This is a genomic window from Pseudoalteromonas sp. S1650, assembly GCF_005887195.1.
GTDB lineage: Bacteria > Pseudomonadota > Gammaproteobacteria > Enterobacterales > Alteromonadaceae > Pseudoalteromonas > Pseudoalteromonas simplex.
This window is the reverse complement of record NZ_PNDF01000040.1, coordinates 66,589-77,536: the sequence shown is the minus strand read 5'-3', so window position 1 is coordinate 77,536 and position 10,948 is coordinate 66,589. Positions and strand designations below refer to the sequence as shown.

The window sequence follows — 10,948 nt, the reverse complement described above, 5'->3', positions numbered from 1 at the left end:
AGCTTTTGACAACAATTTGGTTGAGTCACCACGTATGCAGTGACTCGGTATATAAAAAAGCCCAGAGAACACACAAGCTAGACTTTTTGTGACAACAATTCGGTTAGCGCAAACACGCTCAATGGTGTGAAGCTGTTTAGCTTAAAAGCGCTGATGAGTTAACTTTAGAGTAATCCTTCTAATTCGACAAACGATTAAAATAAACCTGATAGATGAATTTTTTTAATCTATTAGCATGTGAAGTACTTTTTATTGCCACAACAATGCCTTAGTGATTAAATAGGGTGTTTTTTAAACATAATAATTATTTAAAATGGATTTTTATGAAACGCTTGACGCTTTACTTATCACTCATCTTTACAGCTCTAAACTTTAGCCCTTTTGGTGTTAATCTATGTCGTGCCGATGAGGGGCGTACAGTCACTCACTCTGAAATTAATTGGTCTGAACTTGCTATAAAAGATGTTGAAGCGGCTTATCAATTATCGGTTATCAATCACCCAGGGATGCATGATGTACGAAATCCAGGCTTTGCTAAACAGCTTGAAAAAGCAAAGCAAGAAGGCTTAAAGCTGGCTGTAAAAGCGCATAGTTCACAAGGTTTTGCTGCGGCTATTGCACGTTTTAGAACTGTACTACAAGATGGTCATGCGGGAGCGGTTGATGTTTTGCCACGTGAGCTAAAGCCACAAAGAGGCTGGCCCGGTTTTTCAACTGTATGGCGCGGTGATGCGTTAAAAGTGTATTACAGCGAATTAGATACAGTTGCCAAGGGCGATAAGCTCGTAAGCTGTGATAATACAGCAATTAATACTTTGCTCGTTGAACGTGTTTTTCGCTATTACGGCGAAGTTGAGCAACCTGGTAGTTGGTGGAATCATGGCTGGCGACTAACTATTGATGACGGAAACCCGTTTTTATCGCCACTTGAAAGCTGCACATTTGAAAAAGCCGACGGCTCTGTTTACAGCTTAAAGTTAAATTGGCGTATTAGGCCTGATGATGTCAGTGGTAAACTTAAACATGCTTACAACGGCGACAAGTTACCAATTGAGCTTAATTGGCCTTTAAAGGATATTGCGTGGATCAGTATGCCAACGTATGCACCCAATGAGCAGCAGCAAGCAGATTACCAAACGATGCTGAGCGCCATTGAACAGCAACATGATAAGTTAATGCAAGCTAAAGCTGTGGTGCTTGATCTTCGCCATAATCAAGGTGGCTCATCGATGTGGAGTGAGCAAATAGCCTCAGCACTTTGGGGTAGTGAACAGTTTAAATATGGCCGCTATGAGTTAGACAAAAATACCCAAGTGTGGTGGCGTGCTTCTAAAGGCAATACTGACTATTTTGGCGATGTAGTCGCAAGCTATGATAAAGCTAGCCCTTGGTATCAATGGTTAAAGACGACTCACGAAAGTATGCAGGCGGCTTATGAAAAAGGTGAACATTTTTATGTTGAGATACCTGCAGCAGAGCAGCCAGCATTGCCAAAAAACGCCAGCAAGTTTACTACACCGGTTTATGTGATTGTGCCAGGGCAATGTGCCAGCGCCTGTTTAGACGCACTTGATAGTTTAAAATTATTTGCAAACACACAGTTAGTTGGCGCACCAAGTAGTACCGATTCTACCTATATGGAAGTGAGGCTCGAAACCCTACCTTCAGGTTTTGCTAAAGTCATTCTGCCGATAAAGGTCTATGTGAACAGACCCCGAGAAAAAGGCTTTTATTATCAACCTGATATTCAATTCAATGAACTTGAATGGACAACGCAAGCGCTTGTTAAAATGATTGCTGAGTTGTAATTAAACAAGTTCTTCTTGCTTTTTTATATTATATGAATACGATCTATATACGTTTCATATATAGGTCACATGATGGGTATTGTTAAAATAAGCGATGAGCTACACGAAGAAATCCGTAAAGCAAGCACAGCGATGGTACGCTCAATCAACTCACAATCTGAGTATTGGATTAAAATAGGGATGCTTGCAGAGCTTAACCCCACCATGACTTACAGCGATATTATCAAAGAGCAACTTCGTCAAGCTGATGTGAAGGCTAAGGATGTGAGTGATGAGTAAAGTTGTAATTAAAAATGCAGACGAAATTGCTTTGATGCGAGAGTCTGGTCGATTACTTGCTGATGTATTTGCTTATCTCGACCCTTTTGTAAAAGAGGGAGTGACTACAATGGAAATAAACGATCTCGTTGAGCGCTACATTGTTGAGCAGTTACAAGCAAGGCCATCAAGTAAAGGGCAGTACGGCTACCCTTATGTACTAAATGCCTCTGTGAACGAGGTGGTATGTCATGGTTTTCCAAGCGAGAAGGGTATTTTAAAAGCAGGCGATATTGTGAATATTGATATCACTCTTGAGAAAAATGGCTATTTAGCTGACTCGAGCAAAATGTACTTAATTGGAGATGTATCGCCTTTAGCAAAGCGTTTGGTAGATAGCACCCAGCAAGCCCTGTGGCACGCGATTAAAATGGTAAAACCAGGCGTGAGGCTGGGGGATATTGGTAATGCGATTGCAAACTTTGCTCATCAACATGGTTATAGTGTGGTTAAAGAATACTGTGGTCATGGTATCGGCCAGCAAATGCACGAAGAGCCACAGGTATTACATTATGGCAAGAAAAATACCGGGCTGGTATTAAAAGAGGGGATGACCTTTACAATTGAGCCAATGATCAATCAAGGGGCTGCTAAAGTAAAAACCAAGCCTGATGGCTGGACTGTGGTTACAAGAGATAAAAAGCTTTCTGCGCAATGGGAGCACACTTTAGCAGTAACGGCTGAGGGAGTTGAAGTGTTGACCTTACGCGAAGAAGAGCAACACTTTTTAAATTAAATAGTGTGTTAACAGGCTATTTCAGCAACGGGCTCTTCTGCTAACCAGTTAAGGGCCGCTGTTTTTGACTTAAATACATTCATTATCAAGCCTGCTCGTTTATACAAATTGCAGTAGGTATCACTCAGCAAGCTACCGCCTTCAAGCCCATCTTTTATGACTAAGGCTGTTTTGGCTGGTGCAATGCCCTTACGCTTGAGTTCAACAAAATACACCATTAACTTTTCAAGTGCATCAGGGGTTGCCATACACGAATTTTTAAATTCAACTAATTCAAACCACTGGCCGTAATCAGCGTTGAGCTTATTGATGTAATCCTTTTGCATAAAAGAGTGCGCGTCAATAATCTCTTCATTGAAAGGACCTGTTGCGGTTGTTAAAAGTGTATTTTCACGTTGATAAAACTCAACAAGGCCGTGAGGTTTAAAGTTTTTGAATGGATAATGGTTTGTTGATACTTTTTTATGCATCCGTTCAATCCCTGAATATTTATTGAGCTTTTGATAATAGCAGTGAAATCAACGAATTCAATCTTTTGGTTTGGATTTTCTTGAAAACTAGTGAAAAAGAACTGGTTTTGCTACCAGGTAGAACCTGCTTGAATGTATATAGCATTTTGTTCAGGACCATGGGCTACATCTAAACCAATGCTGATACCGTAATGTTCATCAATCAAATAGCGAAACCCTGCACCCACAGTATCAATGGTTTCAGCCTTTGATAAGTCAGAAAAGCTATCGGCTGCCCAGCCCATACCAGTAAACACATTGAGTTTTATTTTATGTGTGACTTTATAGCTTGCTTCAGCTTCAGTAACAAATACATCTAGGCCTTGATAACGCGTTGCTGACACCCCACGCAAGCTAATACTTGGCGGAATGTAAACCGGTAAGCGTTTCTCACCTCGATTATTAACCGAGTCATACTGCATACGTAAAGCAAAATTAAACTTATCGGTGTAACGCCAATAGTTTAAGGCGGTTAGCTTTAGACTGGTGTAATCAACCTTACTGCCAATAGCCTCATCAAAATATAAATATTCGGCCTTGTAATTAAAGCCACGTTCAGGGTTAAGCGGGTTATCTCGGCTATCGTATTCCAGTAGCGGACCGATACCTGACGTATTTACATCAAGTGAAAGGTGCTCCTTGATAATGTCGTTTTCAAGTAAAAAATCTTCGATAGGGTTATCGGCTAAGCTAATATCAACTTGGCGATAAATCTGTTTAAAACCGTAAAAGAAGTTACTATCGTCATAGCGTAACTTAAGATTTTGGAACACAGCAGGACCTTCAATATTTAACGATAATGGCGTGAGAAGCTTTATTTCGTCGAAGGTATAAAAATCAAGATTGATACTCGCCCAGCCAACAATCCCTTGATAGCGAATACGGTCTTCATCCCAAAACGTAATGTGACCAACAGCGCCGCCTTTGGTCCCATTTTTAGTGCCCAATAGGCCCACTAAACTAATGCTTTGTGGTAGGGTAGAGCCCTCTTTTTTCTTCTTTTTAGCCTTTTTCTCGTTGTCATGAAAAAAAAGGCCAACAACACCAAGGCCAGGCCCTACAGCTGGTTCTGTAATAAACGTCGGGATGGGCAAAAATGAAATAGGTTCATCAACTTTTTGTTGTTGATTGCTTAATTGTTGCTCGGCAGGTTTTATTGCATATTCATCGTAACTTGATGCAAAGCTTTCAGTGCTTAGTAAACTTACCGCCAACATATTTATTAGTACTACTTTTTTCACTTAATCCCTTACCCTGTAGTTTATTTTTCTTCAAATCTTAATTTATAGTTGATAATTAAACTCGAGACGGTGGTCGCCATCCACAAAGTCAACGTTTTCATTCCAATTTGCAAAATAGCGGAGATTCATTCGCGGGTTTATTTGGTAACTTGCGGCGAATTCATGAGTTAAAATATGGCTTTGGTTTAACCCATAGTAATGGTCTTTGTAGTTATCACTACCGCCGATAGTGGTTAGCCAAAATGGATTGTAGTTAAGCCATATTTTATCGTTAATTGTCACTTTAGCGTACATACCCACTAAACCATAAGCACCCATAATGGAATAACCACTGTCACGACTGCCGTCATCTTCTAGGGTATTTTCACCAAGCGATGCACCCACACCAGCTAACGGATAGAACGTGAAACGTCCCATAGGTTTTAAAGCTTTAATAAAGCTGTACGAAACATCCATACTTTCGTCAGCAACAAGATTGGCATTAAGGTTATAGTTAGCATCAATTTGCGTTGCACTCATAGAGCTCAAATCAACAGAGAAGTTTCGAAAGCGAAACGAGTCGATAGAATCTGTTGTTTTGCTGTCGCTTTCCCAGCCTAGTGCATCGCCATATATGCCTTTTACTTCAATAACATTCATTCCGGCAGTTGTTGCGATACCTGTGTCGTATGCTTGGCCTACTTTTAAGTTTAGCCCTTTGTTAGTGGTACCAAAGCCTATTTGAGTATAAACAGCCAGAGGATCTGACATGTCTTGTACTTCTTTTTGATTATCCGCATAACTGGAAAATGAAACCCCAATACTAATTAGTGTGATGAGGTGATATGAAGTCATGTGTTGTCCTTACACAGAGATAAAAAGGCTGTTTCATTAGTTAGTTATAGTCTATTTTTTGTTCTTGTTCAATCCTAATTGAGGGCGAAAATATGGGGATCCAGTAGTTAAAATTTATGGGGTATTAGTTTTTTAGTATAGCTAAAAAGTTCACTAAGTATTTGTTGTTAGGTATTAATTATTAATTTCAAAAGCGGTTTATAGAAAATAGGTGGTTTTATTGATAGAGGCCAATGTATATAAAGGTAAGTGCTAGAATCGACCGTTTTTTCATCTATACTGATGAAAGCTCATTGTGAGTGAAAGGTATTGCTTTAACTAATAAAGGATGATTTATGAAAAAACTAATAGCGGCAGCTATTTGCGGTTTGGTTTCAACGGTAAGCCTTGCAGCTGATAAGCCAAACGTATTGGCCATAATGGTTGATGACGTTGCGCCAATCTCACTCAGTGCATACTCACACGGTATGACCTACCCAACCCCTAATATTGATCGCATTGCTAACGAAGGTGCATTGTTTACTGATCATTATGCACAGCCTAGTTGTACAGCGGGTCGTGCTGCATTTTTAATGGGGCAGTTGCCTGTGCGGACAGGCTTAACCACGGTAGGTCAACCTGGTAATCCTCTTGGTATAAAAGAAGCCGATCCTACCTTAGCCGAATTTTTAAAAGCTCGCGGTTATATGACGGCTCAATATGGTAAAAATCACTTAGGTGATTTAGATGAGCACTTACCAACAAAGCATGGCTTTGATGAATTTTACGGAAATTTGTACCACTTAAATGTGTCTGAAGAACCAGAGCAGGCTGATTACCCTAAAGATCCTAAGTTTGTTAAAAAGTTTGGCCCGCGTGGTGTGATTGAATCTTACGCCAATGGCAAAATCACTGATACTGGCCCACTTACTCGCAAACGAATGGAAACGTTTGATGAAGAAGTGTTAGAGCGCTCACTAAACTTTATGGAACGCGCAGTAAAAGCGAAAAAACCATTCTTTATTTGGCATGCCACAAGTCGTATGCATGTTTACACACACCTAAAACCTGAAAGCCGAAATTTAGCGACAGGCATTAGTTCTGAAGAAGATATTTTTGGTAGTGGCTTGATGGAGCATGATGGTCATGTTGGCAAGCTACTAGATAAACTTGATGAGCTAAAAATTGCCGATAACACCATTGTTATTTACACCAGCGATAATGGTCCTGAGCAATCAAGCTGGCCTGATGCAGGAACCACTGAGTTCCGTGGTGAAAAAATGACAACCTGGGAAGGGGGCGTGCGCGTGCCTTTCTTGGTACGCTGGCCTGATGAAATACCAAAAGGCTTAAAGCTCAATGGCATTTCATCACATGAAGATGTTTTCCCTACAGTTGCTGCTGCATTAGGTGAAAAGAACTTACGTGAAAAGCTTAAAAAGTCAGACAAAGTGTATATTGATGGTGAAAACAACCTAGCTTATTGGACTGGTAAAGCTGATAAATCTGCACGTAACTATTTCTTTTATTACTATGAGTCACAACTTACGGCGGTACGTTTTGGTCCATGGAAAATGCACTTCGCGACCAAACCAAATGGCTTATATTACGAAGATATGGTAACTCACAGTATGCCTAAATTATTTAATTTACGTAAAGATCCATTAGAACACTATGATGGGGTAACTGGTTTTCATCAAATCATGCGTAAGAGTTGGTTGATGCAGCCGATTATTGCTAAGTTAAATGAACATGTTCAAACCTTTGTTGAATTCCCTCCACGTCAAGAAGCGGCGTCACTTAACGTGAATGAAGCAATCGAAAAAGCAAAATCACTAAACTATGGGCATTAATTATTAACCATAAGTTGAAAAGGGCCGATTAGGCCCTTTTTTAATGATTAATGCTATTCATCATTTCGAGCTGTTTCACAAACTGCTCAACTTGCTGGTTACCCGGTACCAAGCGGGCTAGGTTTCTGGCATAAAACAGCGCTTGGCTGTAGTTCTCTTCTGCCACATACCACTGTGCCAAACTGTAGCTGATATCTGGGTTATTCGGTGTTAAATTAAATGCGCGCTCAAGGGCTGAGATGGCCGCTGGCATGTTGCCTAAATCTTGTAATAGCAGGGCGTAGGTAAACTGATAGTTTGCATTTTCTTGTGCAAACTGCGCTGCTTTTTGTAAATGGTTAAGAGCGGTGTTTTTTTGTTTTGCGCGAATAAGGCTCATTGCCAGGGCATAATGTATGTCGGCGCTTTCTAGGTTAACGTCTAAGCCTTGTTTTAAGATGGCTTGCGCTGCTTTTTCATCGCCTTGATTACGGTATAAATCTGCTAAATTGACATAAGCGGGAGCAAAAATAGGCTCAACACTGATTGCTTGCAGGTAATGTGCTTTGGCTTGCTCAGGCTTTTGTAATGTGAGCGCCAAATTGCCTAAATTGGTGTGTGAATAGCCACGCTCTGCTTGGTACTCTTGAATGCCTTTGTATTCATCAAGGGCTGCATTTAAACGTTTGCTGTCTTGCTCATTGAGCCCCGTAGGGAAGGGTTGAATTAACATGGCCGCCAGTGCTCGTGCAGCTTCGGCTCTGATAGGCAAATTTTCATCATCTAAAAGCGGGTTCAACAGGCGCCAGCGCTGGTTGATATCAAACGGCATCGCCGCCTCAATGGCTGCTTGGCGTTTTAATGGTTCGCTGTCTTTTACTGAACGAGCAATCGCGACGACAGCATTGTTATCTGGGCTTGCGGCTAAGCGGCTTAATGCTGATGCACGGATGATCTCAGGAAAGCCTTTATCTTGCACGATTTTGGTCAGCATGGTTGATGCATTAGGCAAACGGTTATCCGCGGCATAAAACGCCTCAGAAAAATGCGCAGTGCCAAGGTGCTTTGAATGTGGATGCCAGCCTTTTATTTTAGCAACCGCCCATTGTGGCGTCTTGTCTTCATGGCAGCTATTACAGGCATTTGGGGCATTGGTTTTTAATGTTAAGTCTGGACGAGGTACCCGAAAGCTGTGGTCGCGCCTTGCATCCACTTGCATATAGGTGGTGGCAGGCATATGACAATCAACACATTGGCTACCAGTACTTGCCACTTTATGACCGTGATGTTTTGGCGTGTCGAACACCTCTTGGCTATGACATTGCGTACAGGTTTGATTACCCGGTAGCTTTAATTTACCCGAATGAGGGTTATGGCAGTTACTACATGTTACCCCGGCATTGAACATTTTACTTTGTAAAAATGAACCCCAAACATAGTCTTCGTCCCACACTTGACCATCAACGTGATAAAGCTCTGGAGTGAGTAATGAGCCTTGAAAGTGTTGTAAAAAGCTATGTGGGTCTTTGCGGTCATCAAGCTGTGAGCGGCGAGCATGGCATGTTGCACACACTTGCACTTGCTCGCTTTTTACCAGAGGCTGTACGCTCTGCATACTGCCATCAGCGTGTTGAGTAAACAGTGGGGTTTGCTTTTTAATATTATGCGTAAAGCCCTTATCGGCAATACTGCTATCGCCATCAGCCCATTTTAAATGAGCTTGTGTATCGCCATGACACGCTTTACAGCTCACGTTAATACTTGAATAAGTTGAATCAAAGCTATTTGTTTTAAGGTCAAATTGCTTTTTGAAATCCGTTGAATGGCAATCGGCACACATGTGATTCCAGTTTTGGCCTTTTCGCGACCAATGAAATAGGTCGTGTTTTTTCTGCTCAGGATGCAGTACAAACCAGCGCTGGCCGCCGTTTGTTTTACTGCGTGAGTCCCATGCAAATGGAAATAGCTGAATGTGGCCTTGACCCATATCAAACATGTATTGCTGCAATGGCTCATAGCCAAATGTGTATAAAACAGGGTAGTCAGTCAACTTGCCATCAAGGTTTGGCATACTTATAAAAAGTTGTTGGTCTTTTTGAAAAAAGCGCGCTTGCAGGCCTTGATAGCCGAGGGTTTGTTCGTTGAAATTGCCAAGCACTGAAGCGGGAGTGGCTTTTTCCATAGCATGAAAATGATGGGATGTTTGCCAGTCTGCAACTTGGCTTTGATGACAGTTAGCACACTGGGACTCTGCAAACACACTAAATGCGAAAAAGCTACATAACAGCCAAGCCAATCTCATCACAGAATAAATCCTTTTTATTTTTACCACATGCACTTATGAGTTATATCAGTTTGTTACTGATAAGCAAAGTCGGCTTGTTAAAACGAGGATAAAAAAAGCCCGAGAAGCTCGGGCTTAGTAAGTTATAGACTTTTCTTCGGTGGCAGCGCAACGTTAGCGAAGATAAGCCCCGCCACTAATGACATAAATATCAAGAAGGTTTGTTGGCCTATATGCTCCGCATAAACGAAATCTTGACCTTCAATTAATGAATTCAAACCGATATAGGTTTTACTTCCAGGTACTAAAACAATTAAACCTTGCATGGCTACAATAGAGGCGGGTGCATTTGCAACACGGTTAAACAAGTTACTGAATACCCCGACAGATAAAGCACCAACAAATGTACCTAATGTGTAGTCTAGATACATGGCTGAACCAATACTTGTGCCATACGCGATAAAGCCAGAAGCGATTGACCAAACTGCATGCTTTAATTTTGTTCTAAAAATAACGATTAGGCTGCTACAGAGCATGAATATAGCAAGCCATGCTGTCCATTTTGGTAAAGGTTCAGGTTGCACATAGTCTGCTTGACCAAAAATAGCGAAACCAATACCAATACCAATGAAAGCACCAAAATACAGCTTAAACAGCAGCATGAATGAATCCATCACCCGTGCTGTACCAGACACCAAGTGCCGAGCTGCTAACTCCGCTAATCCAAGTGCTAATGCTAAACCGGGTATAAACACAATGATGGCTGAAAGCACCACCAATCGTATGTTTATTTCGGCGTCTAGGTAAACACTGACCGCACACGCGATAATTGCAGAAACAATGGCAACTAAAGGCTCAAGCATATGCGCAACGCGTTTTGAGCGTGTTGACCAAAGCACAAACAAATACACCACTAAGGTGATCAGTGCTGACCAAAATACATCATTCCAGCCTGTGCCCATTAACATGGCAAATGCACCGCCAGAGGTTGCAAACGCAACGCCGGTCATAAATCTATTATATGGGTTTGGCAGGTTATAAATGATGTCGAGTTGTTTATCGACCTCTTGTAGCGTTAGCTCACCGTTGAGCATTTTGTTTACTAAGTCATCGGTATCTGCCAGCGAGCCTAAGTCGTGATCGCCCGGATCAACACGCGCAACATGGGTGTACTCTTCTTCGTGACCATCTGTCCAAATAACAAAGGTGACAGATGTTGGCGACATAACAAAAGATGATTTTAAGCCGAGGTAAGTCGCAACTTCCATTAAGTGCGCTTCTAGTCGGTATGCAGGTGTACCGTATTTATGAAGCATTTTGCCAAGCTTCACGATAAATTTTCGTTTTTCAGTAAACGTTGCGGTTTTCAAAGGCGTTTTGAACCAAAGGTTAAATTGTTCAGTTAAG

At 41.5% G+C, this 10,948-nt stretch carries 9 protein-coding genes; 4 read left to right on the top strand and 5 right to left on the bottom strand.

Features of this window, described 5'->3' with window-relative positions:
* Positions 1–323: 323 nt before the first annotated feature.
* From CWB80_RS13250 to map, 3 genes are all read left to right on the top strand, one after another.
* A complete protein-coding gene (locus tag CWB80_RS13250; protein WP_138599383.1) occupies positions 324–1,808 on the top strand; it encodes a S41 family peptidase in 1,485 nt (494 codons plus the stop codon).
* Positions 1,809–1,880: 72 nt separating this feature from the next.
* Positions 1,881–2,087 carry a ParD-like family protein gene (locus CWB80_RS13245; protein WP_119853080.1) on the top strand — a complete coding sequence of 69 codons (207 nt, stop codon included), beginning with the start codon at positions 1,881–1,883 and terminating at the stop codon, positions 2,085–2,087.
* Positions 2,080–2,862, top strand: coding sequence for a type I methionyl aminopeptidase (gene map / locus CWB80_RS13240; protein WP_138599384.1), 783 nt, complete (start codon positions 2,080–2,082; stop codon positions 2,860–2,862). Before CWB80_RS13245 ends, map begins: the two co-directional genes overlap by 8 nt.
* An 8-nt stretch (positions 2,863–2,870) precedes the next feature.
* Here map and CWB80_RS13235 read toward each other — a convergent pair whose 3' ends face one another.
* From CWB80_RS13235 to CWB80_RS13225, 3 genes are all read right to left on the bottom strand, one after another.
* Positions 2,871–3,332: a hypothetical protein gene (locus CWB80_RS13235; RefSeq protein WP_138599385.1), complete on the bottom strand. Its 462-nt coding sequence runs from the start codon at positions 3,330–3,332 to the stop codon at positions 2,871–2,873.
* Positions 3,333–3,442: 110 nt separating this feature from the next.
* Positions 3,443–4,612, bottom strand: a complete 1,170-nt coding sequence (locus tag CWB80_RS13230) for a BamA/TamA family outer membrane protein (RefSeq protein WP_249362578.1) — start codon at positions 4,610–4,612, stop codon at positions 3,443–3,445.
* 42 nt (positions 4,613–4,654) lie between these two features.
* Positions 4,655–5,446: a hypothetical protein gene (locus CWB80_RS13225; RefSeq protein WP_138599386.1), complete on the bottom strand. Its 792-nt coding sequence runs from the start codon at positions 5,444–5,446 to the stop codon at positions 4,655–4,657.
* 335 nt (positions 5,447–5,781) lie between these two features.
* Between CWB80_RS13225 and CWB80_RS13220 the strand changes: the two genes are divergently transcribed.
* Positions 5,782–7,278, top strand: coding sequence for an arylsulfatase (locus CWB80_RS13220; RefSeq protein ID WP_054553996.1), 1,497 nt, complete (start codon positions 5,782–5,784; stop codon positions 7,276–7,278).
* A gap of 40 nt (positions 7,279–7,318) precedes the next feature.
* Here the strand turns inward: CWB80_RS13220 and CWB80_RS13215 are convergent, their stop codons facing one another.
* Both CWB80_RS13215 and CWB80_RS13210 read right to left on the bottom strand, forming a co-directional pair.
* Complete coding sequence (locus tag CWB80_RS13215) at positions 7,319–9,559, bottom strand: tetratricopeptide repeat protein (protein ID WP_138599487.1); 2,241 nt, start codon at positions 9,557–9,559, stop codon at positions 7,319–7,321.
* A 125-nt stretch (positions 9,560–9,684) separates the two neighbouring features.
* Complete coding sequence (locus tag CWB80_RS13210; protein ID WP_138599387.1) at positions 9,685–10,911, bottom strand: threonine/serine exporter family protein; 1,227 nt, start codon at positions 10,909–10,911, stop codon at positions 9,685–9,687.
* Positions 10,912–10,948 lie beyond the last annotated feature (37 nt).

What these genes read in the sequence shown, in the direction of transcription:
- CWB80_RS13235 (WP_138599385.1), bottom strand. Translation starts at nt 3,332, where the DNA reads ATGCATAAAAAAGTATCAACAAACCATTATCCATTCAAAAACTTTAAA.
- CWB80_RS13250 (WP_138599383.1), top strand. Translation starts at nt 324, where the DNA reads ATGAAACGCTTGACGCTTTACTTATCACTCATCTTTACAGCTCTAAAC.
- CWB80_RS13215 (WP_138599487.1), bottom strand. Translation starts at nt 9,559, where the DNA reads ATGAGATTGGCTTGGCTGTTATGTAGCTTTTTCGCATTTAGTGTGTTT.
- CWB80_RS13245 (WP_119853080.1), top strand. Translation starts at nt 1,881, where the DNA reads ATGGGTATTGTTAAAATAAGCGATGAGCTACACGAAGAAATCCGTAAA.
- CWB80_RS13225 (WP_138599386.1), bottom strand. Translation starts at nt 5,446, where the DNA reads ATGACTTCATATCACCTCATCACACTAATTAGTATTGGGGTTTCATTT.
- map (WP_138599384.1), top strand. Translation starts at nt 2,080, where the DNA reads ATGAGTAAAGTTGTAATTAAAAATGCAGACGAAATTGCTTTGATGCGA.
- CWB80_RS13220 (WP_054553996.1), top strand. Translation starts at nt 5,782, where the DNA reads ATGAAAAAACTAATAGCGGCAGCTATTTGCGGTTTGGTTTCAACGGTA.